The organism is Serratia sp. B501, assembly GCF_051172315.1.
Taxonomy (GTDB): domain Bacteria; phylum Pseudomonadota; class Gammaproteobacteria; order Enterobacterales; family Enterobacteriaceae; genus Serratia; species Serratia ureilytica.
Window position 1 is genome coordinate 255,228 of the sequence record NZ_JBPIZB010000002.1, and the last position, 26,075, is coordinate 281,302.

The following is a 26,075-nucleotide window of genomic DNA, read 5'->3' on the forward strand; positions in this document are numbered from 1 at the left end:
ACATGACACACTCTCTGCACAACGCCGCCCCGCGCGAAGCGCTCACTGACACCATCATGGCCGCCAAGATCCGCCATAACCTGACGTTCGAAGCGCTGGCCGAGGGCACCGGTCTCAGTCTGGCGTTCGTCACCGCCGCCCTGCTGGGGCAGCATGCGCTGCCGGAACCGGCGGCGCGCTCGGTGGCGGCCAAGCTGGGGCTGGATGAAGAAGCGGTGCAGCTGCTGCAAACCATCCCGCTGCGCGGCAGCATTCCCGGCGGCGTGCCGACCGACCCGACCATTTATCGTTTCTATGAAATGCTGCAGGTCTACGGCTCCACGCTGAAAGCGCTGGTGCACGAGCAGTTTGGCGACGGCATTATCAGCGCCATCAACTTCAAGCTGGATATCAAGAAGGTGCCCGATCCGGACGGCGGCGAACGCGCGGTGATCACCCTGGACGGCAAATACCTGCCGACCAAGCCTTTCTGATTGGCCTTGCGCCGGCGGCCCGCGTCGCCGGCAAATTGACAGCCAACCGGCCATTGGCTACATTAACTGCGCTGAAACGCCGCCCTGGCGTTTTTCACTGCCCGAGGCCTGTATGTTGGAGATTGTAACCACCCGATAGTCGCTTCCTTGCCGCATGGCGAGGGACTCTGACGTATCCGACGCGCGTTTGCGCGGGGATGCGCGTATCTGGGGTTATTACAGGATCTCCCAACATGAATATTTCCAAAGCGGAACAACGCGTGCTGCACGTGTTGGCCAAAGGCGGCTATATCGCCTTCACCCGCAACGACGCCGGTCGCGTCACCCACGTCGAATGCTATACCCGCGAAGGGCTCGGCCTGGCCGACTGCTCGCTGGCCGTCTTCACCAAGCTCAAAACCAAACGCCTGATCCTCTCTCGCCAGGGGCGCCCTTATCGCGTCACCTTCGCCGGACTCAAGGCCGTGCGGGCGCAGCTGGATAACCGTTAATCATCGATACCGGCCGGGCAGGCAGCCCGGTCGGCACAGCCTTATTTAATCAGGATACAACCATGAACATCACGTTACGCCACGAAACGCCGGCCGACGTCGGCGCCATCGCCACCCTGACCGCCGCCGCGTTCCTGCATGCCGAGCACAGCAGCCACATCGAGCAGTTTATCGTCAATGCGCTGCGCGCGGCGGGAGCCCTCACCCTGTCGCTGGTCGCCGAGCAAAATGGCACACCGATCGGGCACGCGTCCATCTCGCCGGTCGTACTCAGCAACGGCGCCGCCGGGTGGTACGGGCTGGCGCCGGTGTCGGTGCTGCCGGCCTGTCAGAACCAGGGGATCGGCAGCCGGCTGATCCGCCAGTTGCTGGCCGAACTGCAGGAACGAGGCGCCGCAGGCTGCGTGGTGCTGGGCGATCCAAACTATTACGGCCGCTTCGGCTTCCAGGCGCAGTGCGCGCTGACCCTGCCGGGCGTGCCGCAAGACTACTTCCGCGCCGTCGCCTTCCAGGGCGCGCTGCCATGCGCGGAGGTCACCTTCCACAACGCGTTTAACGCCGAAGCCTAACCCTGTTGCCGGCGCCGTCATGGCGCCGGTTTTCAGTCCCGTTCGCCATAACGCAAGACGGTCATCCCTTCCTCTTCCGCCGGGGGAACAAAGTACTGCGCCAGGTGCTCAAACTCCGCCTCGCTCAGTGTAAACGGGTGCTCGCCGCGCGCATTTCTCAGCGTTATCCGGTTCAGGCACTGCGCATGGCTGACGTCGAGAAAGTGCAGGCAGTGCGCGACGCCAGCCTCTTCCGCCAAGGCTTTGGCCCAGCGCCGCCTGTCCGGCGTATTCATCGGGAAATCGAGTGCCACGGACCAACCGCCGCGCAGCAGCTGAACGAGGTGCCCACCCAGCGCCCGCCGCAACCGGTCGGAACAGCGCGCGTAGTCTTGCAGACTGGCCATCTCCTGTTCATACAGCGTCGCCAGCCACGCATCTTCGCACAGCAACAGCGTTTGCGGCTGCTGGGCCAAACGCTGCGCCAACGTCGATTTACCTGCGCCGGCCTTGCCGCACATCAGGTGTAAAACTGCAGGGTAGGTTTTCATGACGTTCTCCGGTCGTTGCCGGAAGGGGATAAAAAAACCCGCCTGCCGGCGGGTTTTTATTGGCGACACACGCGCTATCCCACCCTCTGGAGAAGGGTGATAATAATTTGCACGAATGGGCGGTAGGATTTTTTCATAGCTAATGAATATGACAACCGTGCAGCGTTGTCAATTCGCCTCCGACGCAGGCTTGCTCTGTGCGTGGTAACAACGGCTATCCTGTGGCGCCTGGTCGCGGCTCTCCAGCCCGTAGTCCCGCACCACTTCCGCCACCCGCAGCCGATACTGCGCCAACACCTCGCCACGGCCGCGCGCCTGCGCCGCCCGGTGCTGTTCGAGATTGCGCCACTGTTGCACCGCCGCTTCGTCGCGCCAAAAAGAGAGCGACAGCAGGCGCGCAGGATCGGCCAGGCTTTGAAAACGCTCGATGGAAATGAATCCATCGATCTGCGCCAGCAGCGGCTTCAGCTCCACCGCCAGCGCCAGATAGGTCTCCCGCTGCCCATCGGCGGCCTGCAGTTCAAAAATCACGGCGATCATTATCTTCTCCTCTCAACGGTAAAATTCCGGTACGCGCGCAGGGTAAGAATGGCGCCACGGCACCGGTTTCAACGCCCGCTCATCAATATCCAGCGAATACGGCCGCACAGCAGCAAAGTGCGATGACCACAGGCTAGCAATGGACGCACAGCCATACTTCGTCTAACCTCGAAGTATGCATAACATCGAGATAGAAGATCGTTTAGCGGCGCTGAGCGCCGCCATCGCCGACCGCACCCGGGCGCGCATGCTGTGCCTGTTGATGGACGAGCGCGCCTACACCGCCACCGAGCTCAGCGCGGCGGTCGAGGTCGCCCCGTCCACCGCCAGCGCGCATCTGGCGAAACTGCTGGAACAGCAGTTGATTGCCTGCGTCAAACAGGGGCGCTATCGCTATTTCCGGCTGGCCGGGCAACCGGTGGCCGCAGCGCTGGAAGGCCTGATGGCGCTGGCGGGCGTGCCGCGCCCGTCGGTGAAAAGCCGCACGCCCACCTCGCTGCAATATGCTCGCACCTGTTACGACCATATGGCGGGCGAGGTGGCGGTGAAGCTGCACGATCGGCTGCATGCGCTGAACTGGCTGACCGGCGAAGCAGACTACCGGTTAAGCGACATCGGTCAGGCCGCGCTGGCGCGGCTGGGCGTCGATTACTCCCCCGCTCCCACCCGCCGCCGCTTCGCCTGCGGCTGCCTGGACTGGAGCGAACGCCGCTCTCACCTCGGCGGCGCGCTGGGCGCCGCGCTGTTAGCCGCCTTTATCCAACGCGGCTGGATCCTTCGCCGGCTCGACAGCCGCGAGCTGCAGCTGACCCCCGCCGGTAAAAAAGCGCTGGCCGCACATTTTGACCTCACGGTGTAACCCGGCGACAGGGTAGTTTTACTGCAATACTCTAGGGGTATGCTTAAGCGCCCCCGCCAACCCGAGGAGTTTCCATGCTCGATTCCACCCAATTCCCGATCGTCAAACGCTGGCCGGCTCAGCATCCGGAACGGCTGCAGCTCTACTCTCTGCCGACGCCGAACGGCGTCAAAGTCTCCATCATGCTGGAGGAGATCGGCCTGCCTTATGAAGCGCACCTGATCGACATCGGCAACAACGAAACCTGGACGCCGGAATTCCTGGCGCTGAACCCGAACGGCAAGATCCCGGCGATCATCGATCCCGATGGCCCCGGCGGCCGGCCGCTGCCGCTGTTCGAATCCGGCGCCATTCTGCTCTACCTGGCGGAAAAGAGCGGCCGTTTCCTGCCGCAGGACCCGGCGCAGCGTTACGAAACCATTCAATGGGTGTTCTTCCAGATGGCCGCCGTCGGCCCGATGTTCGGCCAGCTCGGTTTCTTCCATAAATTCGCCGGGCGCGAATATGAAGACAAGCGGCCGCTGGAGCGCTACAAAAACGAATCGAAACGCCTGCTCGGCGTGCTGGAAACGCGCCTTGAAGGCCGCGACTGGATCATGGGCGCGGAGTACACCATCGCCGATATCTCGCTGCTGGGCTGGGTGCGCAACCTGATCGGCTTCTATGAGGCGCGCGAACTGGTGGAGTTCGACAGTTTCCCTCGCATCGCGCAGTGGCTGGAGCGCGGTCTGGCGCGTCCGGCGGTGCAGCGCGGGCTGGCTATCCCGGCGCGCGCGGCCTGATCGTCAAACGGGGTGGCCGCCGGGCCGTCCCGCCTTCCGCTGTCATAAAATTGTCATCCCTCTGCTCTACTCTCCTTTCGTAACAATTTGATGTTATTTACATTGTTGTATTACGACAAGGAGCTTACCCCATGCAACCTGCTGTATCCCTGATCGCCGGCGCCGTACTGTCCGCCCTGCTCTGTTCCTCCGCCATCGCAGCGGAAACCTCGGCCAATGCCGATGGCCTGACCGATCGCGCCGCGCGCGGCAACCTCGTCGAACCGGGCGGCGCCCGCCGTCTGGCCGGCGATCAGACCGCCGCGCTGAAGGCGTCGCTGTCGGACAAAACGGCGAAAAACGTGATCCTGCTGATCGGCGACGGCATGGGGGATTCTGAGATCACCGCCGCGCGCAACTACGCCGAAGGCGCAGGCGGTTACTTCAAGGGCATCGACGCCCTGCCGCTGACCGGACAATACACCCATTACTCGCTGGACAGGAAAACCCACAAGCCGGACTACGTGACCGACTCCGCCGCCTCCGCCACCGCCTGGGCCACCGGGGTGAAAACCTATAACGGCGCGCTCGGCGTGGACGTGAACGGCAAGGATCAACCGACGCTGCTGGAGATCGCCAAGGCGGCCGGCAAGGCCACCGGCAACGTCTCCACCGCCGAGTTGCAAGACGCCACGCCGGCGGCGCTGGTCTCGCACGTCATCTCACGCAAGTGCTATGGCCCGGAGGAAACCAGCGAGAAATGCGCCACTAACGCGCTGGAAAACGGCGGCCGCGGCTCCATCACCGAACAACTGCTGAAAACCCGCGCCGACGTCACGCTGGGCGGCGGCGCGAAATCGTTCAACCAGCTTGCGAAAAGCGGCGAATGGCAAGGAAAATCGCTGAAGGACCAGGCGGCGGCGCAGGGTTATCAGTGGGTGAGCAACGCCGACGAACTGCAGGCCGTTACCCTCGCCAACCAGCAAAAACCGCTGCTGGGGCTGTTCGCCGACGGCAATATGCCGGTGCGTTGGCTGGGGCCGAAAGCCAGCTACCACGGCAACCTCGACAAACCGGCAGTGACCTGCGAAAACAACCCGGCGCGCACCGCCGCCACGCCAACGCTGGCGGCGATGACCGAAAAAGCGATCGCGCTGTTGAAAGACAACCCGAACGGCTTCTTCCTGCAGGTCGAGGGCGCGTCGATCGATAAGCAGGATCACGCCGCCAACCCGTGCGGGCAGATTGGCGAAACCGTCGATCTGGACGAAGCGGTACAAAAAGCGCTGGCCTTCGCCCGCGCCGACGGCAACACGCTGGTGATCGTCACTGCCGACCACGCGCACGCCAGCCAGATCGTCTCCGCCGACGCCAAAGCGCCGGGCCTGACCCAAAAGCTGACCACCAAGGACGGTGCGCCGATGACCCTCAGCTATGGCAACTCGGAAGAGGAATCTCAGGGACACACCGGCACCCAGCTGCGCGTCGCGGCCTACGGCCCGCACGCCGCCAACGTAGTGGGCCTGACCGATCAGACCGATCTGTTCTTCACCATGCGCGATGCGATGGGTATCAAGTGACCGCCCCCTGAACGATGGCCGCCCGCAACGGCGGCCATTTATTATTGGTTACCGCTAGGTATTTGCAATTTAACCGCAATTATTGTGTGATAACGAAATAACGTCTAATTACGCGGCAATTAAACCATGGAAATAACGCGGTTATATTGTCTTTCGCCCCTCTCTGTTTATTCCTGCGACAGCAACCGGCCGTTTTTTGCTTATATTCATTTTTTTTAGTTACAAAAGTAGTTTTTAACATTCTCGCAAACAATAATACCCCGCCAGTAACGTGAACCGATCAATTTGCATCCGGACGGCCTGCAATAGTTCACTTTTCGTTAAATACCCTATTAACAAAAAGGCATTATTGCTGCCTATCGGCTTTCGCCGGGCGGTCGGCTTCATTATTTCCAGGGTAACTCCCGCTAAATTCTTTCACCTGCAATGAGTAGAATTTACACACAAGAGATTTAATTCAATGAGAAAATTACTCGTCCTGATTTTCAGTCTCAGCCTGTTTGGCGTTACGCAACAGGCGGCGGCTGAAGAGAAGAATAAAACCGTCGACGTGGTTCTGATCGGCGGCGGCATCATGAGCGCCACCTTGGGTACCTATCTGCATGAGCTGGAGCCGACCTGGACCATCGACATGTACGAGCGCATGAACGGCGTAGCGGAAGAGAGTTCCAACGGCTGGAACAACGCCGGTACCGGGCACTCCGCCTTCAGCGAAATGAACTACACGCCGGAAAAAGCCGATGGCACCATCGACATCAGCAAGGCGGTGAAGGTCAACGAGTCTTTCGAAATCTCTCGCCAGTTCTGGTCTTATCAGGTGAAAAACAATGTCCTGAAAGATCCGAAATCTTTCATTAACAGCGTGCCGCACATGAGCTTCGTGTGGGGCGACGACAACGTCAACTTCCTGCGTAAACGCTATGCGGCGCTGCAGCACAGCACCCTGTTCCGCGGCATGGAATACTCCGAAGATCCTGCGCAGATCAAGCAGTGGGCGCCACTGGTGATGAACGGCCGCGATCCGGCGCAGAAAATCGCCGCGACCCGCATGCCGCTGGGTACCGACGTCAACTTCGGCGTGATCACCCACCAGCTGGTTGACGCGCTGAGCGCCAGCGACAAGTTCAAGCTGAACCTGAGCCACGAAGTGCGCGACATCAAGCGCAACGCTGACCAGACCTGGAGCGTGACCGTTGCCGATCTGAACCGCGACGGCAAAGAAACCACCGTTAACGCCAAGTTCGTGTTCATCGGCGCAGGCGGCGCGTCCCTGACCCTGCTGCAGAAATCCGGCATCCCTGAAGCCGACGGCTACGGCGGCTTCCCGGTCGGCGGCCAGTTCCTGGTCACCACCAACCCGGAGATCGCCAACCAGCACCTGGCCAAAGTGTATGGCCTGGCCAGCGTAGGTTCACCGCCGATGTCCGTGCCGCACCTGGATACCCGCATGCTGGACGGCAAGCGCGTGCTGCTGTTCGGGCCGTTCGCCACCTTCTCCAGCAAGTTCCTGAAGAACGGTTCGCTGTTCGATCTGATGCACTCGCTGAGCACCTCGAACCTGATGCCGATGACCCACGTCGGTCTGGATAACTTCGATCTGGTGAAATACCTGGTCGGCCAGCTGATGATGAACGACGACGATCGCTTCGCCGCGCTGAAAGAGTACTTCCCGGACGCCAAGCAGGCAGACTGGAAGCTGTGGACCGCAGGCCAACGCGTGCAGATCATCAAGAAAGACGCGGATAAAGGCGGCGTGCTGCAGTTCGGCACCGAAGTCGTCAGTTCTGAAGACGGCAGCATCGCCGCTCTGCTGGGTGCTTCGCCGGGCGCTTCTACCGCTGCGCCGATCATGCTGCATCTGATGGAAACCGTGTTCAAAGACAAAGTGGCGACGCCGGAATGGCAGAGCAAGCTGAAAGAGATCATCCCGTCTTACGGCCACAAGCTGAACGGCGATATCGAGATGACCAACAAGATCCGCGGTTACACCAGCAGCGTGCTGGGTCTGAACTACATTGAAGTGAAACCGGAAACTAACTGATTCCCCGTGGTTTCCTGCTGACAAGGCCGCTTTATGCGGCCTTTTTTCTATACCCCTGCCGCTCAAAGAGCATTTTTGGCCACCTATTTACCCCCGGTTTACCCTTGCGTAACGGCGTAGTCACGCCTATTATCAAAGTATATTCTTGGATAATTAAGCTAAGTCACTGTGACCTGAATGTCGTTTTTGCGGGAGAACTAAAACCATGGATCGCGTCAATATCATTCACGATTTACTAGACTGGATTGAAACTCATCTGGACCAACCGCTGCTGCTGGATAACGTCGCCGCCAAGTCAGGCTACTCCAAATGGCACCTGCAGCGCATGTTCCGCAGCACCACCGGCCACGCGCTCGGCAGCTATATCCGCGAGCGGCGCCTGTCGCAGGCGGCGCAGGCGCTGCGCTCCACTCCACGACCGATCCTGGATATCGCCCTGCAGTACCATTTCGACTCTCAGCCTTCGTTCTCACGCGCCTTCAAGAAACAGTTCGGCAAGACCCCGGCGGTGTATCGCCGCACCACCCGCTGGGATGTCGCGGAGTGGCCGGCGCAGCCGGCGCAGACGCAGACTGAGCAACACCGCGACGCCCCCGCCTTACCGCGCTGGTTTGCCGGCAAACTGCCGGAAGGCGTATGCACCAGCTGGATGGGGCTGCGTTAATCCACGCGGTAAAGGCACAAAAAAGGGTTCAGTTCGCGAGAACTGAACCCTTTCTTTATTGACGAGACACCGAATTATTTGAAGGTGACGTCAATATTCGCCGATGCGCTGAACGGCCCCACTTTCGGGTTGGTGCTCAACCATTTCAGGCTGGCCATAAAGTTCTTTTCAACGATGGTGCCGTTGACCAGGCCCAGATCGACCGGACTGTTCATCATGATCGGCGTATTCGGCGTCGCCGCCTGCGAGATCAAAATCCCGAAACCGCTGTCGCTGGTCGGCAGGATCACGCTGTTATCCTGCAGTGGATAGGTGGTGCTGAAGCTGGCCTGCAGCGTCTCCCCCTGGCAGTCCTGTCCGGTCGTCGGATCGGACATATTGGCGGCCACCGAGAACGGTACCTGTTTCTCGATTTTACCCACCACCGCATTCTGACGCGGGATAGTGCCGAAATTCACCGTCGAACCGTTGTTGGCCACCACAGTAATTTTTGGGTTGCAGGAAATAAACTGAATGTTGCCCAGCCCGGAAATGTAGGCGTTAAAGTTACTGTTCGGCGTGCCGTTCAAGCCGCCGACGCCATCAACCTGAAATACCGAGTACGAGTTGTTGTCGTTGATCTTGCCGCCGGCCGGCGGCGCCTTGCCGGTTGCTTTAATGTAGATGGCGTAAGACACGGTTACCGTCAGCGATCTGGCCGGAGACAAACAACGGCTGCCCGAACGGCGACATTCCGTGCCGGGACCGACGTCCTGACGCGCACCTTTAGTCGGTTTGACATCAATCCCCTGATAAGTGACACCCACTTCGATCGAATTATGGATCTGACTCATCCGGGACTGCGGATCCCAGTACAGGTAGGCGTTCTCCCCTTTCGGGTTGTTCCAGTCATCCGTACATTGGAAGGTCGAAGTAAAAGTCTGCGAACGCCACAGCAACGCGCCCGGCGCGGTGTTGGCGGTCGACACCTTGATGGCTTTATCCAGCACGATATCCTGGCGAATGCTGCCGTTCTGCTTACAAGACAGCGCATAGCTGCTCTGAGAAAACGCGCCCAGCGTGACCAGCAGCCCAGCCGCCAACCCGAGATTCTTGTGCTTTAACAAAGAAGACATATCCTTTCCTTTTACGGTTTTCCGCAGGTCAGCGAAAGTTCCTGATAACCCATCAGCTGTTCGGTCGCCGCTTTCAATTCCGGCACCACCAGTGAGCAGCTTTCGCCCGCGTCGTTGCCCCATTTCACCAGCAGGCGATCCCCTGCGGAAGCCCCTGAAATATAAATATCGCCGTTGGTACCGACAGTACCGTTGTTCTTGCCGTCCGCACTGAAGACGTTGGCGCCAATCGGCGGTACGCTGCCGTCGGCCATCTTGCTGTGCACCAACAGGCTTTGGCCCGTGTGCGTTTCAAACTTCACGCGGGTGATTGCGCCGTAAGTCGGCACCACGTCTCGCGCCGCCATCGGGATATCCAGGCCGTTGCCGATATCTTCGGTGCGCAGCGCCACGCGGTTATGACGGTATGGCGACGCAGAGGTCATTACCGCGTAACCGAAGCGGTCGATGGCGACGCCCGGTTGGTTTTCGATGCGAACGCCTTTAGCGTCTTTGGCTTCCACCAGCACAAAGGTGTTCTGCAGCGGCTGGGTCAACGTCACGCCGCCGGAGTGAGCGACGATGCCGCCCGCCACGCCCAACGAAGATTGTTGATAATCTTTGCTGTAGCTGTAACCGGCATTGATGTTCCCCATGCTGCCCTGGTAACCGACGTTGGCCGAGCTGGTTTGGCCCGAATAACGATCATGGCCGCTTTGCACCGCATAGTTCAAGCGGTTGTCATCCAGCGCGGTACCGCTCAGGCCGGCGCTGTAGGTATTGCCGCTCTGCTTGCTGTGGCCGGCGTTGAAGCTGGCGGTCATGTCCGACGAATCCTTGCTGAAGAAGCTGAACGGAATCGATACGGTCAGGTTGACGCTGCGATCTTTATAGCCGTAGTTGCTGCGGCTGTCCTGATAGAAGACGCCATAGCTGATATTTTTATAGCTGCTGTTGAAACCGGTCTGTACGGTGCGATCTTCGCCGGACCCGCCCCAGTAAGACTGGTTGCTGAGGTTGGCGTACAGCGTCGAATTACCGGCGATGCGCTGGTTGACAGACAGCTCAACGCGCTGGCGTTTGTTGTTGAACCGGCTGGTATAATAGCTGCGACGGCGCGACTCCGCCCAGTCCGGCACGCCCAGGTTGCGATCGTTTTGATCGTAGTAATCGTTACGGTAATAGCCGTTCTCATAGCGTTCGCGCTCGGCAACCGCATCGGAGAAATCATAATAGCCGGAGGTCGAGTAACGGTAACCGGCAATGCGGAATTCCGTCCCCCAATCGTTGAGCGACTTGGAATACAGGAAACGGAAACTTTCCCCTTGCTTGTCATCGCCGTTCACCAGGTTGGTGTCGGAATAGGACATATCAAAGGAAACGGCCCCCCAGTTCCCCAGGTTTTTACCCAGGCCCACAACCGCTGAACGGTAGTTTTCCGCCACCAGAACGCCGCCGTAAGGCGTGATGTCATACGACATGCCGTGCGACAAGGTACCTTGTACAAACTTGGGTTGATAGCGGCTGGTGCCGTCGTGGTATTTACCGGCGGTCAGCTGATAGTTCCAAATCCCTTCGCGCAGCATGTTCGGCACCGAGGAGAATGGCACGACGAATGAGGTTCTCGAACCGTTGGCTTCGATGACCGTCACATCCAGGTTACCGCTCAAGGTGCTTGGGAAAATGTCCGTCAGCGCAAACGGCCCTGGCGGAACGTTAGTGCTGTAAATGGTATAGCCGTTCTGACGCACTTCAACGCGCGCGTTGGTCGTCGCCACACCGCGCACCACCGGCGCATAGCCGCGCTGGCTTTCCGGCAGCATGTCGTCGGCGCTGGACATCTGCACACCGCGGAACTGAATGCTGTCGAAAACATTGTTATTAGTGTTGGTCTGGCCGATCACCAGACGGCTGCGCAGAGAAACGATGTCCGTTTCCGCCCAGCTGGAAATGTTCTTCCAATGCGTACCGGCGCCCGACTGTTGGTTCAACGTCGAGTTGTTGCGCAGGCGCCAATCGCCGATATTGAGGCCGTTGTTGAGACTCAAAAAATAATAGTCTGAGGTCTTGTCGTTCTGATTATTACCGTAGCGGTTATGGGTACCGCTAAAGTTATAGTTTACAAAGCCGGCATTGATGCCACGATCGTAAACTTTTGGTGAAATGGCGCCTTGCGGACGCGGGATCAGAAACACCTGCGGCACTTCCAGATCCATACGCTGTACGGCGGCGTCATAGTTCAGCTTGGCGCCGGAGATCTGCTGCGGCAATGCGTAGCATTGCTCGGCACCTGCGGTGGTCAGATCGCCAGGCAGCTTTACGCCGTAATCCTGATAGTCCGCCGCCGTCAGGCACGGTGCGACAGGAGATTCCTTGGATTCTTTCTTGAACTCGATTTCACGGTGATCGATACGCTGCCCGTTGAGATAGATATCAAACGGATATTTACCCGGCAGAATATCATCCCCGCTGGCCAACGACGCCACCTGGGCGATATTGTCATCGCCATGGATGAAGGAAGTGTTGAACTGCTCCTCCGCCATGGCCATATGTGAGAATGAAAAAGGCACAGCAGAAAAATAAATTACACCATTAATCAGCTTCACCAAACGTTTTGGCGCGAGGGTTGTTATTCTTTTGTGTGCCATTTCTTTCATTCCTTGAAGTGCTTCAAATCAATTCAGTGCGACGTTTTTAATCTCGGTGTGACCGCCATAGTCGTTGATATAGGTAAACGACATATTGTTGGCTGATTGCGCCCCCTGAGGCAGGGAAATACGCAGACTGTCGTGTGGCTTGACCATGTCGGCGTTCACTTTCCAGCTTTTACCGCCGCTCTTGAGGTTCAATACGCCCAGCGTGACGAACAGCGGGCCATCGTTGGTCACGACCAAGTTGCCGCCCTGGCGCGTCCATTTCAGCGCTTCTGCCTGCTGCTGCAGGTTGGTTTTCAACGAATCCGGGCGGTAGAACAGCTTGATACGGGTACGGATCGCCACCTGCAGCACGTTATCTTGCTTAGGCGTTGGCGGAATTTCCTGTACGTTAACCCAGAGCAGAGATTCTCTGTCCTGCGGCAAACCGCTGCCGGAATAAATAAAACGCAAAATGGCGTCTTTCTTGGCAGCCAGCTTCAAAATGGGTGGTGTCACCACGATCGGCAAATTCTTAGGCATCTGGCTTGCGTCGCCAGTATCCAGCCAGGTTTGCACCATGTAGGTATCGTCGCTGTCATTGCTGATTGAGAGCGATGCGGATTTACTTGCACTGTTATAGATGACACGCGTCGCATCAACCTGAATGCCGGCAAAGGCATTAACAGAGAATGCGAATAAAATACCAGTCAGAATTTTTTTCATCGGAATGTCTCAACTCTCAAAATTTAGCCATCCTTGGCCAATAACTCTATCTATCCTGCCAGCGAATTATTTGTATTCGATGGTGAAGGTAGCGTTAGAGTTTGCCTGACCGGCAGTTACCAGATCCTGGAAGGATTTGTAACGAGCGCGCAGGTTGAAAGTCGCAGCGCCTGGGTTATCGCCATCAGCAGCAACAGTTACGGTAGCTGGGGTAGCCACTTCCTGAGAGATTGGCAGAGTAGAACCGTTGTTATCCAGAATTTCAACGCCAACGCCAGTTGCGCCGCCAGTTACAGCCAACAGCTCTGGGTGGCCAGCTGGAGTGTTACCGTCGAAACGCAGGGTGTAGTTACCCGCTTCACATTTCTCCAGGCTAATATCGAAAGCTTTAGCACCGCTGGTAGAACCGGCAGTTGGGAAAGCGGTGGTAGGATATTTACCCAGGTAAACTTCTTTATTCTGGTCTTTATCAACAACTTTACAGGTGGACTGTACAATTTCACCGGTGAATTTAACGTTGCCGTTTGCTGCCATTGCGTTGGAAGCAGTTGCAGACAATACCAGGGCAGCCAAAGGCAATAATACTTTTTTCATTTCCAGCTCCATAGAACAATAAAATAATCGATTCAGTGGCGGGCTTATATATATATTGCCGCCACTGAGCATACACTCAGCGATAGCACTCCCTTGCTGAAAAGGAGCGTTGCCTCGATGAACTCATTGCCGGACGAAATATAGACTAAGCATATTCTTAATGTTAAATCGTTTAAAACATTCATAAGCCCCCTCTTGATAGGAATAAACTATCGGCGGATACCTATCGATCGATGTTGACGATTCATATGAATAGGAATAATCTGTGTTTGGGAAAGCTACAGAGTTCAACATTTTGCGTTAAGGCCTGAAAATCAGAATATTATCCCGAATATTTACATTTAGTAACAGATTGCGACGTTTGGACTTTGGCACGAATTCCGCGTTAAATGGTCTGGCGACACGTTTCGGCCATCCTGACGCTTTAAATAAGAAATTTACCAATAAATACGGAGTAACTTTCTTTTTAACCATTTAAAATCAACAAGTTAAATATCAATCCAAGGATTGGGAAATGAGCGGTTCTTTCAGAGAGAAAAATAACGGCATTAATTATGTTTTCCAGCCAATGTTCGCGAAATCTGGACAATTGCTGGCCGTTGAATGCCTGTCTCGCTTTACGTTTAATAGCGAATATGCCCATTTTTCTCCTGAACAGTTCTTTCGCCATGCCGACAGCGCTACCCGGATTGAGATTTTGATGGATCAGATCAATCTGATCGATAAATACAAACACTGGTTTCATGAAAACCAAGTGATAGCCACTTTGAATGTTGACGATTATTCCCTGCAATCGCTGGCGAATACTCACTTTGCCGAAAGAATTAATGCCCTGCGCTGTATTCATTTTGAGATCAGCGAGAATTCAACCCGGCTGGTGAAAGATCGCGTGCACGGCGATCCGTCATTGAATAGTTATTCATTTTGGCTCGATGATTTTGGTTCTGGCTATGCGGGTTTTTCCGCGTTGTACAACAGCCAGTTCCGCTTCGTTAAGCTCGATCGTTTTCTGCTTTGGGACTTTATGAAAAAGTCCGGCGGCGAGGGCTTGATGCGCGCGTTACTGCGCTTCTTTTACCTTAATCATTACAAGGTAATTATCGAAGGAGTTGAAACTCCCGAACACAAGAAATGGCTGGATGAAATGCCATATTACGCACTGCAGGGAAAGCTGTGGAAGGAATCCAGCATCAAGGATTTGAACTCGCTTCTTACAGCTGAATACTTTTAACTCGGTATTGGTGTTTGCCCTATGTCTAAAAACAACGTTCTTGTGATTAGTGAGTGTAAGTACAGCTATGTTGGCCTGTCGGTGCTGCTGAAGAAACACTACGGCGCGTACGATATCCGCCTGTTTTCCGATTTCATGCACGGCGGCGCCAAAGCGGAAAAGATCACCAAGCACGATATCGCACTGATTTTCACCTCGCAAAACCTGGAGCAGAGCGTCAACGTGATCGAAAGCCTGGTGTCCCTGCACCAGCAGTACAACAGCAAAACGCGCCTGTTGGTGTTCTATGACGATGAGCGCGTGGTGAAACTGCTGTCGATCCTGGGGATTTCCGTCGAGTTGGTCTCCACCCGCATTCCGCTTTATTCGCTGCAGGAAAAAATCCAGCGGCTGCTGGAAAGCAAAGAGCCGGGCGGTATCCGGGTGCAGAAAACCCGCGAGCTCAGCCCTGCGGAAAGCGACGTGATCTTCAATCTGCTGCGTGGCGACAGCCTGCTGCATATCGCGGAAAAACGCGGCACGCACCCGAAAACTATCTTCTCGCAGAAATACAGCGCGATGAAAAAGCTGCGGCTGCGCAGCATGAGCACCATCTTCGTCGCCGGCAAATAATACGCCCTGGTTTGTTGCGCGGTACGCCGCGCGGCAACCCGCCCTCTCGCTGAGTTAAATTAATGTAACAACCGGCGACAAAGCAGCAACAGACACACAACATCCTCTCCTGTTGGCTACGATTTGCACACGGATTATCCGTGAGTCATGTCGTGTGGATTAAAAATAAACATCAGGAGATGTTATGAAGTCGTCCTTATTCAGCCGCTATACCTGCTTTGTGCTGAGCATCTTGCTCACCCTGGTTTTCTTGATCATGATGCACAACCATCCGTGGTTCTGGCTGCCGGCCCTGGCCTGCGGTTGCCTGATGGTGCTGGGTATCTACGATCTCACGCAGCAGCGCCACGCCATTTGCCGCAACTACCCGATCATCGGCCGCCTGCGCTTCTTCTTCGAGTTCATCCGTCCGGAACTGCGCCAGTATTTCCTCGAGCAGGATAATGAAGAGATCCCGTTCTCCCGCACCCAGCGCACGCTGGTGTATCGCCGGGCGAAAAACGAGATGGGCGACAAGCCGTTCGGCACCCTGCTGGACGTGTACCAAACCGGTTATGAATGCATCGGCCACTCCATGCGGCCGGTGGAAGCCGCCGATCCCACCAGTTTTCGCATCACCATCGGCGGCACCGACTGCCGCCAGCCCTACTCCGCGTCAATCTTCAACATTTCAGCGATGAGCTTCGGCGCGCTCTCCGCCAACGCCATTCGCGCACTCAACCTCGGCGCAGCCAAAGGCAATTTCTACCACGACACCGGTGAGGGCAGCATCAGCCGCTATCACCGCGAAAACAACGGCGATCTGGTGTGGGAGCTGGGCAGCGGCTATTTCGGCTGCCGCACCGCCGACGGCCATTTCGATCCGCGCCGCTTTGCCGAACAGGCGCAAAGCCCGCAGGTGAAAATGATTGAAATCAAGCTCAGCCAGGGCGCCAAACCGGGCCACGGCGGCATTCTGCCGGCGAAAAAAGTGGATGCGGAAATCGCCGCCACCCGCGGCGTGCCGGAAGGCGTCGATTGCATCTCGCCGGCCTCGCACAGCGCCTTCACCACCCCGCTGGAAATGATGCAGTTCATCCAGCAGCTGCGCGAGCTGTCAGGCGGCAAACCGGTCGGTTTCAAGCTGTGCATCGGCCACCCGTGGGAGTTCGTCGCCATCGTCAAGGCGATGCTGCACACCCGCATTCTGCCGGACTTCATTGTGGTGGACGGCAAGGAAGGCGGCACCGGCGCCGCCCCGCTCGAACTCTCCAACTATATGGGCATGCCGCTGCGCGAAGGGCTGCTGTTCGTGCATAACACGCTGGTGGGCTGCGGCCTGCGCGACCAAATCAAGATTGGCGCCAGCGGCAAGATCATCAGCGCCTTTGACATCGCCAGCGTGCTGGTGCTCGGCGCCGACTGGGTGAATTCGGCGCGCGGCTTTATGTTCGCCGTCGGCTGCATCCAGTCGCAAAGCTGCCACACCAACCACTGCCCGACCGGCGTCGCGACGCAAGATCCGCTGCGTCAGAAGGCGTTGGTGGTGCCGAACAAGGCGGAGCGCGTCTATCACTTTCATCAAAATACGGTGAAAGCGCTGGCGGACATGCTGGCGGCGGCCGGCGTCAGCCGCCCGGAGCAGTTGACCTCGCACCATATGCTGCGCCGCATCACGCCGACCGAGATCAAGGTGTACGCCGATATCTATTACTACCTGGAGCCGGGCGCGCTGCTGCAGCCGGAGATCAAAAGCGAGTTCTACGCCCGCATGTGGCGCATGGCGACGCCCAACAGTTTCGATCAGGCGATCTCGCTGCCGGCGGCATGATGGGATAAGGGATAAAAAGAGAGTTGCCCCCTCGCCTTGGGGAAGAGCATATGGAGAGGGGTTGCTTGCTACGGCGGCCCTCCCCCTCAACGGCGAGAGGGCGTGTCGGTTACTGCTTGCGCACCGGCGCATCGCCGGCGACGTAGTAGTCTGCGGTGCTGCGCGGCAACGGCGCGCGCTGTCGAATGCGGTCGGCGATCTTTTCGGCGATCATGATGGTGGTGGCGTTCAGGTTGCCGGTAATGATCAGCGGCATAATCGACGCATCCACCACCCGCAATCCTTCCATGCCGTGCACCCGGCCCTGGCCGTCGACCACCGCCATCTCGTCTTCGCCCATCTTGCACGAGCAGGACGGGTGGAAGGCGGTTTCGGCGTGCTCGCGCACGAAGGCGTCCAGCTGCTCGTCGGTCTGCACCTCCGGCCCTGGGCTGATCTCGCGGCCGCGGTATTCGTCCAGGGCAGGCTGCGCCATGATTTCGCGCGTGATGCGGATAGCATCGCGGAACTCCTGCCAATCCTGTTCGGTCGACATGTAGTTGAACAGAATGCTCGGGTGCTGGCGCGGATCCTTCGACTTCACCTGCACCCGGCCGCGGCTCGGCGAACGCATCGAACCGACGTGGGCCTGGAAGCCATGCTCTTTCACCGCGTTGCTACCGTTATAGTTAATCGCCACCGGCAGGAAGTGATACTGAATGTTCGGCCAGGCAAACTCTGCGCGGCTGCGGATGAAACCGCCGGCCTCGAACTGGTTGCTGGCGCCGACGCCGGTGCCGTTGAACAGCCATTCCGCGCCGATTTTCGGTTGATTGAACCATTGCAACGCCGGGTACAGCGACACCGGTTTCTTACAGGCGTACTGCAGATACATCTCCAGGTGGTCCTGCAGGTTTTCCCCCACCCCCGGCAGATCGTGCACCACGTTGATGTCCAGACTTTTCAGCAGCGCCGCCGGGCCGACGCCCGAACGCTGCAGAATTTGCGGCGAGGCGATGGCGCCGGCGCACAGCAGCACTTCGCGGCGCGCTTTGGCATGGGTCAGCTGATTGCTGTCGCCCTGCAGATAGTTAACGCCCACTGCGCGCTTGCCGTCGAACACGATATGGTCGGTCAGCGCATGGGTGACGATCTTCAGGTTTGGCCGTGAACGGGCCTGATCCAGATAACCACGGGCGGTGCTGGCGCGGCGCCCTTTCGGCGTCACGGTGCGGTCCATCGGGCCGAACCCTTCCTGCTGATAGCCGTTCAGATCGTCGGTGCGCGGATAGCCCGCCTGCACGCCGGCCTCCACCATGGCGTGGAACAGTTCGTTATTACCGGCCTTCGGCGTGGTGACGCTCACCGGGCCATCGCCGCCGTGGTAATCGTTCGGGCCGATATCGCGCGTTTCCGCCTTGCGGAAATACGGCAGGCAGTCCAGATAGGTCCAGTCTTCCAGACCCGGCGCCTTGGCCCAGTTGTCGAAATCCATCGCGTTGCCGCGAATGTAACACATGCCGTTGATCAGGGATGAACCGCCCAGCCCTTTGCCGCGGCCGCATTCCATCCGGCGGTTGTTCATGTGCGGCTCAGGATCGGTTTCATACGCCCAGTTATAGCGGCGGCCCTGCAGCGGAAACGCCAGCGCGGCCGGCATCTGGGTACGGAAATCCATCCGGTAATCCGGGCCGCCGGCTTCCAGCAGCAGGACGCTGACGTCGGCGTCCTCGGTCAATCGGGTGGCTAACACGTTGCCGGCTGAACCGGCACCGATAATGATGTAGTCAAATTCCATTCATTATCTCCTTACTTTATAGAGGCCTGGTCAGGCAAAGACGCGAAGCGCGGCTCGGCAACAGGCTGTGTATTTGGGCGCTCTAGAGATTGTCGGCCGCAGCCAACGCGGCTGCGGCTCGAAAGACGACGGGAAGATCAGAATACCGAGGCGTATTCGCCCAGCTCGACCTGCACCGATTTGATCTGGGTGTAGTGCTCCAGCGTGGTCAGGCCGTTCTCGCGGCCAACGCCGGACTGCTTGTAGCCGCCGACCGGCATTTCCGCCGCCGACTCGCCCCAGGTGTTGATCCAGCAAATGCCGGCTTCCAGCTGGTGGATCACGCGGTGCGCGCGTGCCAGATCGTTGGTCACCACGCCCGCGGCCAGGCCGAAGGTGGTGTCGTTGGCGCGGCGCACCACTTCCTCTTCGTTCTGGTAGCTGAGGATGCTCATCACCGGCCCGAAGATCTCCTCGCGCACGATTTCCATATCGTCGCGGCAGTCGCTGAACACCGTCGGCGCCACATAAGCGCCCTTGCCGAATTCGCCATGGGTGACGCGTTCGCCGCCGCACAGCAGGCGCGCGCCGCTGTTTTTGCCGCTCTCGATAAAGCGCAGCACCGATTCCATGTGCGCGAAGCTGACCAGCGGCCCGAAGTTGGTTTGCGGATCGGTCGGATCGCCGAGGCGAATGCGCTTCACGCGTTCGAGGATTTTCGCCTCAAACTGCGCCTGCAGCGCCGCCGGCACGAAGACGCGGGTGCCGTTGGTGCACACCTGGCCGGAACTGTAGAAGTTGGCCATCATGGCGATATCGGCGGCGCGATCCAGATCGGCGTCGTCGAAGATAATCAGCGGCGATTTGCCGCCCAACTCCATGGTGACTTCCTTCAGCGTCGAACCCGACGCGTTGGCCATCACCTTCTTGCCGGTTTTCACCCCGCCGGTGAAAGAGACTTTGGCGATGCCCGGATGGTCGGTCAGATACTGCCCCACTTCCGCCCCGCTGCCGGTCACCACGTTGAACACGCCGTCCGGCAGGCCGGCTTCGGTGTAGATTTCCGCCAGCTTCAACGCCGTCAATGACGTGACTTCACTCGGCTTGAAGATCATCGCGTTGCCCGCCGCCAGGGCCGGCGCGGACTTCCACAGCGCGATCTGAATCGGGTAGTTCCAGGCGCCGATGCCGGCCACCACGCCCAGCGGCTCGCGACGGGTGTAGACGAACGAGGTATCGCGCAGCGGGATCTGCTCGCCTTCAATGGCCGGGATCAGGCCGGCGTAGTACTCCAGCACGTCAGCGCCGGTGACGATATCCACCGCGGTGGTTTCCGACATCGCTTTGCCGGTATCCAGCGTTTCCAGCGCCGCCAGTTCATCGTTGCGCTCGCGCAGAATATCCACCGCGCGACGCAGGATGCGCGAACGCGCCATCGCCGTCATCGCCGCCCACACCTTCTGCCCGCTGGCCGCGCTGGCCACCGCACGATCGACGTCTTCAGCGCCGGCGGACTGGACTTCAGCCAGAACTTCGCCGTTCGCCGGGTTAATGGCGTTGAAGGTTTTTCCAGCGGTGCTGTCTACATAGGCGCCATGAATATAGAGCTTCTGCAAGCCAAAACGGGACATAGGATCTCCTTGAGTTATCCTCCGGGCGGCGTTTGCCCCCGGAGTTGGAACGTGATGTATTCGGTCGTGAGCGCCAGCGCCTGCGCCTGATTGAACGCGGAGCCGCGCAGCGCGCTGCGCAGCCACAGCCCATCGATCAGCGCCGCCAGCCCCTTGGCCGCCAACCGCGCCTGCGGCTGCGGCATAACGCGGCGAAACTCGGCGCACAGGTTGGAATAGAGCCGACGGCCGTTCACCTGTTGCAAGCGGTTGAGCTGCGGCTGGTAGAGACTGCTGGCCCAAAAGGCCAGCCAGGTCTTCATCGCCGCGCTGTTGATCTGGCTGTCGTCGAAGTTGCCGGCGACGATCGCCTGCAGCCGCGCCGCCGGGCTGTTGTCGGTCAGCGCCTGCAGCCGCAGCTTCACCGCCTCGCCCAGATGGCTGATCAGATAGCGCATCGTGGCTTCCAGCAGGCCGTTCTTATCCTTGAAATAATGGCTGATGATGCCGTTGGAAACGCCGGCCCGCCGCGCGATCTGCGCGATGGTGGCGTCATGCATTCCCACTTCGTTTACCGCGGCGAGCGTGGCATCAATCAACTGCTGCCTTCTGATTGGCTGCATTCCTACCTTTGGCATATTTCGACTCTCACAAAACCGACTTCGGCCTTATCTCAGCGGGCAAATTTCACTGCCGTTTCGCCCGTGATTCAGGTCATCATGAGGACTATTAAACTTTTTTTTGATTGAACGTTCAATAAAAATTGCATATATTTTATTGCCGCCTGGTTAAAAAAATGTATTTTCTGGTTGTGGAACTGGCTGATTTTTGTGAGGTAATTAACGAATCTGACCAAAATCAGTGGCTGTAAGCGGTTCCCGCCGCGAAGCGCGCCGGCGCTTCATTCACAGGCGAAAGCGGCATCATTCAGGCCCTCCTCTACGGAGACGGCCGCCGCCTTCATTCGCCCGTTTTCCGGATGCGCCAACGCGCCCCGGAATACGGAGCGGCACGATTTTCTCAGTTCAGAGGATGACGATGACAACCCACGAAACCTCCTCCAAACCGCAGCAGGACCGCCTCAACCCTGTGGTTTTCTTCACCTCGGCAGGGCTGATCCTGGCCTTCTCGCTGATGACCATCTTTTTCACCGACTTCTCCGGGCAGTGGATCACCCGCACGCTGAATTGGGTGTCGACCACCTTCGGTTGGTACTACCTGCTGGCGGCGACGCTATACATCGTGTTCGTGGTGTTTATCGCCGCTTCGCGCTTCGGTTCGATCAAGCTCGGGCCGGAGCAGTCCAAGCCGGAGTTCAGCCTGATGAGCTGGGCGGCGATGCTGTTCGCCGCCGGCATCGGCATCGACCTGATGTTCTTCTCGGTCGCCGAGCCGGTGACCCAGTACATGATGCCGCCGGAAGGCGACGCGCAAACGTTGGAAGCCGCGCGCCAGGCGATGGTCTGGACGCTGTTCCACTACGGCCTGACCGGCTGGTCGATGTATGCGCTGATGGGCATCGCCCTCGGCTACTTCAGCTATCGCTACAATCTGCCGCTGACCATCCGCTCGGCGCTGTACCCCATTTTCGGTAAGCGTATCAACGGGCCGATCGGCCACAGCGTGGACATCGCCGCGGTGCTCGGCACCATCTTCGGCATCGCCACCACGCTGGGCATCGGCGTGGTGCAGCTCAACTACGGCCTCAAGGTGCTGTTCGAAATCCCGGAAAACCTGACGGTGCAAGGCTCACTGATCCTGCTGTCGGTGATCATGGCCACCATCTCGGTCACCTCGGGCGTCAACAAGGGCATCCGCATCCTGTCCGAGCTGAACGTGCTGCTGGCGCTGGGCCTGATCCTGTTCGTGCTGTTCTTTGGCGACACCGAGTTCCTGCTCAACGCGCTGGTGCTCAACGTCGGCGATTACGTCAATCGCTTTATGGGCATGACGCTCAACAGCTTCGCCTTCGATCGGCCGGTGGAGTGGATGAACAACTGGACGCTGTTCTTCTGGGCCTGGTGGGTGGCGTGGTCGCCGTTCGTCGGCCTGTTCCTGGCGCGCATCTCGCGCGGGCGCACCATTCGCCAGTTCGTGGTCGGCACGCTGATCATTCCGTTCGTGTTCACCCTGCTGTGGCTGTCTATCTTCGGCAACAGCGCGCTGTATCAGATCATTCACGGCAACGCGGAATTCGCGCAGGAAGTGATGCAGTTCCCGGAGCGTGGCTTCTACAGCCTGCTGGCGCAATACCCCGGCTTCACCTTCAGCGCCTCGGTGGCCACCATCACCGGCCTGCTGTTCTACGTCACCTCGGCAGACTCCGGCTCGCTGGTGCTGGGTAACTTCACCTCGCGCCTGGCCGACATCAATAATGATGCGCCGAACTGGCTGCGGATTTTCTGGTCGGTGGCCATCGGCCTGCTGACCATCGGCATGCTGATGACCGACGGCGTGCCGGCGCTGCAGAAAACCACGGTGATCATGGGCCTGCCGTTCAGCTTCGTGATCTTCTTCGTGATGGCCGGGCTGTACAAATCGCTGCGGGTGGAAGACTACCGCAAGGCCAGCGCGCTCAGCACCCTGGCACCGGTGCCGGTCTCCAGCCACGACGTGCTCAACTGGAAACAGCGTCTGTCGCGAGTGATGAACTACCCGGGCACCCAGTACACGCAGAAAATGTTGGATAAGGTTTGCCGCCCGGCGATGCAGGACGTGGCGCGCGAGCTGGAGTTGCGCGGCGCGAAGGTGGAGTTCAGCGAAGTGCCGCCGACCGAGGACGAACGCCTGAACCACCTGGAGCTGCTGGTGCACCTGGGCGAGGAACAGAACTTCATCTATCAGATCTGGCCGATGCGCTACTCGGTGCCGGGCTTCACCTACCGCGCCCGCTCCGGCAAGTCGCACTACTACCGGCTGGAAACCTTCCTGATGGAAGGCACCCAGGGCAACGACCTGATGGACTACAGCAAGGAACAGGTGATTGGCGATATTCTCGACCAGTACGAGAAGCACCTGAACTTCCTGCACATTCATCGCGAAGCGCCGGGGGGCACCCTGACCTTCCCGGATATGTGACGGCCGAGAAATAACCAGAGGGCGTAGCCAGGCTACGCCCTTTTTTATTGCACGATGACTCTTACACCGCATTTCACCGGACTACGCCATAGGTCTACATATAATATTTATCAATAAGTTAACCAAGCTCAACATATACCAGTGCTTTCTGAAACTTGCCCCAGCTTCCCTTCCACTGGCTCCTACAAGGCTCCTGGGAATAGGGTCTTTCCGAGGGATCATCATGGCTAAGATCAAGCTCACCAAGCCCGCAGTCGATACAGCCCCCTCCCAAGCACAAGCCATCGAGCTGCGCGACTCCCTCCTTCCCGGCCTCCTCTGCAAGATTACGCCGGCCAGTCGCAAGGTGTTTATGCTTCACTACCGAACGAATGCCAGCGCTCGCCGCAAGCCGGCCTTGGGCCTGTCCGGCGCGCTGACCATCGAACAGACCCGCTCGCTGGCACAGGAATGGCTAGTCCAGCGTTGAGGAGCTGTGCAAGAGGTTCATGGGGCCCCGCAACAAACCCAGCACCCGAGTCGGCCATCAAGGCATCATTGACCACTGCATCATCCGCTGCTGGGCGATCAGGGCTTTGGCGGTGACGCCATGCCGGCGATTCAGTCCCGCCGACCAGCTATCTTCGGCCATCCACCTGCCTGGCCGTCGCCACCGTGCGCGGCAATGAACATGGTAACGGCAGACCGGCAATAGGATTCAATTTCGTTGTCGTCCGCTGCTCTCGCCGGATCGAATCGTACGATCATCAAGAGATCGGATCCTTTGAAAAGTGCGGCAAACAGGCGGGCAGACCCGAGAGGGTCAGGCACGTTCAGAAGCGCCTTCGTGTGCAACTGTCGCAACAGCGCTTCGATTTGTGCGATGACATTGGCGGGGCCGGCTTCGTAATGGAGCTTGCTTAACGAGTTTTGCGTCGTCTTGTCAGCCATAACCATGGCTTCGACACTCCGGACGTCAGATCTCAACAGCGTGCGAAGCAGGGATACCCCCACAGCCATCAGTTGATCTTCGACCGAACCGTCGACGCCTTCAAGAAGGGTCTGTGGTGCAAACAACTGATGGCAGCCGGCCGCGATGGCAGCGCTGAACAGCGCCTCCTTGTTCTCGAAATGCCGATAGATGCTCAGCTTGGATATCTTCGCCCGTTGGGCAACCTTGTCCATTGTCGTCGCTTGAAAACCCAGTTCCACAAAGAGTTCGTTTGCGGCGCTGACTATCGTTTGGCCGAGGGCTTCGTTGGTGGGGCGGCCGCGTCGAGCATGTTTTTTTTCGTTCACGCAAATTCCAGTACTTGACAGTATCCTAAACACCAACATAGGATACCAAACAGTATCTTAATTTTGCAAGCGTGTTGGCAGCTGTCAAATTCAACCGCTAAGTCAGCATCAACCATCGATAACACGGAACCCATCACCATGAATGACGTCATCATCATCGGCGGCAGCTTTGCCGGCCTCGCCGCCGCCCTGCAACTCGGCCGAGCTCGCCGCCACGTCATCGTTCTCGATACCGGCCGGCCTCGCAACCGCTTCGCCGACCGCTCGCATGGCCTGCTCGGCCACGATCACAAGCCGCCGCTATACATCCTGGACGAGGCGCGGCAGCAACTCGCGCGTTATCCCACAGTCAGGCTGGTCACTGCCCGTGCCGACAGCGTGTCTGGCACCATCGACGATTTCCGCGTCGTCACGGACGATAACGAATGTCTAATGGCACGTCGCCTGATCCTGAGCTATGGCGTCGTCGATCAGATGCCTGACGTCTCGGGATTTGCCGAAAGCTGGGGCTCATCCATCGTGCCTTGCCCTTATTGTGATGGGTTTGAAGTCGCCGACCGGCATTGGGGCCTCGTCTGGTCTGGCCCGCAGTCGATGAACCAGGTTAGGCTGTTCCACGATTGGACCGACAGGTTGACAGTCTTCGCTGATGGTCACGATATTGCGCCCGATATCCGGGCCGATATGGCGCACCGCCACGTATCGGTCGCTGATGGCCGGATCGTCGGGATCGCTCGTCACGGCGGCCATAAATCCACTGTCAAGCTCGATACAGCCCCCGATGTGGCGGTCGATATTTTGTTCGCGCATCCGCGCACCAAGCCGTCCGCAAGCCTGCATGAATCACTGGGCCTCGACACGCTCAAAACGCCAACCGGTATCGCCCTCAAAGTCGACGAGCGCCGCGAAACCAGTATGCCCGGTATCTACGCCGCCGGCGATTTAGCAAACCCCGCCATGGCCTCCGTGACCACAGCAATATGGCAAGGTGCGACGGCGGGGATCTCCGCCCAGCAGTCGATGCTGGTTTGAGGAGGAAGACATGGAATTCGAACATGTCACTGTCGACCTGCCCCACGGCACCTTTCACGCGCTGCAGGGAGATCCAGATGGCCAACCGACCATCGTCCTGCATGGATTCCCAG

Annotated in this window: 24 protein-coding genes; 14 read left to right on the forward strand and 10 right to left on the reverse strand. The window is 58.4% G+C overall.

Annotation, left to right across the window (positions count from 1 at the left end):
* Window positions 1–2: 2 nt before the first annotated feature.
* From cynS to ACSBQV_RS07645, 3 genes are all read left to right on the forward strand, one after another.
* A complete protein-coding gene (gene cynS, locus ACSBQV_RS07635) occupies window positions 3–473 on the forward strand; it encodes a cyanase (protein WP_099784356.1) in 471 nt (156 codons plus the stop codon).
* 233 nt (window positions 474–706) lie between these two features.
* Window positions 707–964 (forward strand): YjhX family toxin, encoded by a 258-nt coding sequence (locus ACSBQV_RS07640; protein WP_004939031.1) that lies wholly within the window; start codon window positions 707–709, stop codon window positions 962–964.
* Between the two features lie 62 nt (window positions 965–1,026).
* Complete coding sequence (locus tag ACSBQV_RS07645) at window positions 1,027–1,533, forward strand: GNAT family N-acetyltransferase (protein ID WP_099784354.1); 507 nt, start codon at window positions 1,027–1,029, stop codon at window positions 1,531–1,533.
* Window positions 1,534–1,565: 32 nt separating this feature from the next.
* On the opposite strand, the gene ACSBQV_RS07650 is transcribed toward ACSBQV_RS07645, so the two are convergent.
* Window positions 1,566–2,063, reverse strand: a complete 498-nt coding sequence (locus ACSBQV_RS07650) for an AAA family ATPase (RefSeq protein WP_099784352.1) — start codon at window positions 2,061–2,063, stop codon at window positions 1,566–1,568.
* A gap of 168 nt (window positions 2,064–2,231) precedes the next feature.
* Window positions 2,232–2,603, reverse strand: coding sequence for an antibiotic biosynthesis monooxygenase family protein (locus ACSBQV_RS07655; RefSeq protein WP_099784350.1), 372 nt, complete (start codon window positions 2,601–2,603; stop codon window positions 2,232–2,234).
* A 175-nt stretch (window positions 2,604–2,778) separates the two neighbouring features.
* On the opposite strand from ACSBQV_RS07655, the gene ACSBQV_RS07660 reads away from it, so the two are divergent.
* The 5 genes from ACSBQV_RS07660 (at window position 2,779) to ACSBQV_RS07680 (ending at window position 8,508) form a co-directional block, all read left to right on the forward strand.
* A complete protein-coding gene (locus tag ACSBQV_RS07660; RefSeq protein WP_434991432.1) occupies window positions 2,779–3,462 on the forward strand; it encodes an ArsR/SmtB family transcription factor in 684 nt (227 codons plus the stop codon).
* 74 nt (window positions 3,463–3,536) lie between these two features.
* On the forward strand, window positions 3,537–4,244 hold the full coding sequence (locus ACSBQV_RS07665) for a glutathione S-transferase N-terminal domain-containing protein (protein WP_099784346.1): 708 nt from the start codon (window positions 3,537–3,539) through the stop codon (window positions 4,242–4,244).
* A gap of 131 nt (window positions 4,245–4,375) precedes the next feature.
* Window positions 4,376–5,803: an alkaline phosphatase gene (phoA, locus tag ACSBQV_RS07670; RefSeq protein ID WP_099784344.1), complete on the forward strand. Its 1,428-nt coding sequence runs from the start codon at window positions 4,376–4,378 to the stop codon at window positions 5,801–5,803.
* 460 nt (window positions 5,804–6,263) lie between these two features.
* On the forward strand, window positions 6,264–7,844 hold the full coding sequence (gene mqo, locus ACSBQV_RS07675; protein WP_047025021.1) for a malate dehydrogenase (quinone): 1,581 nt from the start codon (window positions 6,264–6,266) through the stop codon (window positions 7,842–7,844).
* Window positions 7,845–8,049: 205 nt separating this feature from the next.
* Entirely contained in the window at window positions 8,050–8,508 is a 459-nt protein-coding gene (locus ACSBQV_RS07680) for a helix-turn-helix domain-containing protein (RefSeq protein WP_046686691.1), read from the forward strand.
* A 74-nt stretch (window positions 8,509–8,582) separates the two neighbouring features.
* On the opposite strand, the gene ACSBQV_RS07685 is transcribed toward ACSBQV_RS07680, so the two are convergent.
* From ACSBQV_RS07685 to ACSBQV_RS07700, 4 genes are all read right to left on the reverse strand, one after another.
* Entirely contained in the window at window positions 8,583–9,623 is a 1,041-nt protein-coding gene (locus ACSBQV_RS07685) for a fimbrial protein (RefSeq protein WP_033642412.1), read from the reverse strand.
* A gap of 11 nt (window positions 9,624–9,634) precedes the next feature.
* The gene (locus ACSBQV_RS07690; RefSeq protein WP_099784340.1) at window positions 9,635–12,250 is read right to left on the reverse strand and encodes a fimbria/pilus outer membrane usher protein; all 2,616 of its coding nucleotides are present in this window, start codon (window positions 12,248–12,250) and stop codon (window positions 9,635–9,637) included.
* Window positions 12,251–12,277: 27 nt separating this feature from the next.
* On the reverse strand, window positions 12,278–12,961 hold the full coding sequence (locus ACSBQV_RS07695) for a fimbrial biogenesis chaperone (RefSeq protein WP_047025023.1): 684 nt from the start codon (window positions 12,959–12,961) through the stop codon (window positions 12,278–12,280).
* 66 nt (window positions 12,962–13,027) lie between these two features.
* On the reverse strand, window positions 13,028–13,555 hold the full coding sequence (locus ACSBQV_RS07700; RefSeq protein ID WP_004939088.1) for a fimbrial protein: 528 nt from the start codon (window positions 13,553–13,555) through the stop codon (window positions 13,028–13,030).
* 514 nt (window positions 13,556–14,069) lie between these two features.
* On the opposite strand from ACSBQV_RS07700, the gene ACSBQV_RS07705 reads away from it, so the two are divergent.
* The 3 genes from ACSBQV_RS07705 to ACSBQV_RS07715 all read left to right on the forward strand — a co-directional run bounded on the left by ACSBQV_RS07705 (window position 14,070) and on the right by ACSBQV_RS07715 (window position 17,208).
* Window positions 14,070–14,786: an EAL domain-containing protein gene (locus tag ACSBQV_RS07705; RefSeq protein WP_016928483.1), complete on the forward strand. Its 717-nt coding sequence runs from the start codon at window positions 14,070–14,072 to the stop codon at window positions 14,784–14,786.
* A 21-nt stretch (window positions 14,787–14,807) separates the two neighbouring features.
* Complete coding sequence (locus ACSBQV_RS07710; RefSeq protein WP_004939094.1) at window positions 14,808–15,398, forward strand: LuxR family transcriptional regulator; 591 nt, start codon at window positions 14,808–14,810, stop codon at window positions 15,396–15,398.
* 184 nt (window positions 15,399–15,582) lie between these two features.
* A complete protein-coding gene (locus tag ACSBQV_RS07715) occupies window positions 15,583–17,208 on the forward strand; it encodes an FMN-binding glutamate synthase family protein (RefSeq protein ID WP_046686690.1) in 1,626 nt (541 codons plus the stop codon).
* A gap of 109 nt (window positions 17,209–17,317) precedes the next feature.
* Here ACSBQV_RS07715 and betA read toward each other — a convergent pair whose 3' ends face one another.
* From betA to betI, 3 genes are all read right to left on the reverse strand, one after another.
* Window positions 17,318–18,985, reverse strand: a complete 1,668-nt coding sequence (gene betA / locus ACSBQV_RS07720) for a choline dehydrogenase (protein ID WP_004939099.1) — start codon at window positions 18,983–18,985, stop codon at window positions 17,318–17,320.
* A gap of 137 nt (window positions 18,986–19,122) precedes the next feature.
* Entirely contained in the window at window positions 19,123–20,595 is a 1,473-nt protein-coding gene (gene betB / locus ACSBQV_RS07725) for a betaine-aldehyde dehydrogenase (protein ID WP_046896960.1), read from the reverse strand.
* A 14-nt stretch (window positions 20,596–20,609) separates the two neighbouring features.
* On the reverse strand, window positions 20,610–21,212 hold the full coding sequence (gene betI / locus ACSBQV_RS07730) for a transcriptional regulator BetI (protein WP_033642409.1): 603 nt from the start codon (window positions 21,210–21,212) through the stop codon (window positions 20,610–20,612).
* 400 nt (window positions 21,213–21,612) lie between these two features.
* On the opposite strand from betI, the gene ACSBQV_RS07735 reads away from it, so the two are divergent.
* Window positions 21,613–23,652, forward strand: a complete 2,040-nt coding sequence (locus ACSBQV_RS07735) for a choline transporter (protein WP_094141929.1) — start codon at window positions 21,613–21,615, stop codon at window positions 23,650–23,652.
* A gap of 223 nt (window positions 23,653–23,875) precedes the next feature.
* Window positions 23,876–24,121, forward strand: coding sequence for an Arm DNA-binding domain-containing protein (locus ACSBQV_RS07740; RefSeq protein WP_220377699.1), 246 nt, complete (start codon window positions 23,876–23,878; stop codon window positions 24,119–24,121).
* A gap of 131 nt (window positions 24,122–24,252) precedes the next feature.
* Here ACSBQV_RS07740 and ACSBQV_RS07745 read toward each other — a convergent pair whose 3' ends face one another.
* Window positions 24,253–24,930 (reverse strand): TetR/AcrR family transcriptional regulator, encoded by a 678-nt coding sequence (locus ACSBQV_RS07745; RefSeq protein WP_241900187.1) that lies wholly within the window; start codon window positions 24,928–24,930, stop codon window positions 24,253–24,255.
* Window positions 24,931–25,068: 138 nt separating this feature from the next.
* On the opposite strand from ACSBQV_RS07745, the gene ACSBQV_RS07750 reads away from it, so the two are divergent.
* On the forward strand, window positions 25,069–25,962 hold the full coding sequence (locus ACSBQV_RS07750; RefSeq protein WP_099784334.1) for an NAD(P)/FAD-dependent oxidoreductase: 894 nt from the start codon (window positions 25,069–25,071) through the stop codon (window positions 25,960–25,962).
* Window positions 25,963–26,075 lie beyond the last annotated feature (113 nt).